Raw genomic sequence first — 422 nt, 5'->3', positions numbered from 1 at the left:
TGAGCGATGGCCAGCCGAGAAGGTGATGGCATTGTATCGTTGCCGTTGGCAGATCGAACTGTTGTTCAAAGAGCTGAAATCACATAACCGGTTGAAGGCGTTCGCGACACGACAAAAAGCGATAGCGGAAGGCTTGATCTGGGCTAGTTTGCTGGCCTTGCTGGTCAAACGTCGGCTGGCGCTGACGCTGATTGGCAGCGCGGAGTTATCGATGCTGAAGATTGCCAAAAACAGCGCGCTTTGGTTAATGCCGATATTGGCGAGCATCATCCATGGTGCGTGGCAGGAAATAACAGAGAAGTTGGAGTGGGCAATGGTGTATTTATCCAAAAACGGCAAAAAGAGTAGGCAGAGAAAATCCAAGCAAAACAACACGTTAGACGGTATTATTAATTCGCTTGCCGCTTAAGGTTCTGTACATG

The 422-nt window shown here is 49.1% G+C and carries 1 protein-coding gene; it reads left to right on the top strand.

Annotation, left to right across the window (positions count from 1 at the left end; all coding sequences use genetic code 11):
• A partial coding sequence (locus MUW49_RS17975; protein ID WP_244813045.1) for a transposase occupies nucleotides 1-409 on the top strand: 409 nt, incomplete at its 5' end.
• Between the last annotated feature and the right edge of the window lie 13 nt (nucleotides 410-422).

This window comes from Aeromonas sp. LsrichE-8G, from assembly GCF_022869435.1.
Classification (GTDB): domain Bacteria; phylum Pseudomonadota; class Gammaproteobacteria; order Enterobacterales; family Aeromonadaceae; genus Aeromonas; species Aeromonas caviae.
Note: the sequence above shows the minus strand (reverse complement) of the source record. Positions and strands in the feature narration are given on the sequence as shown.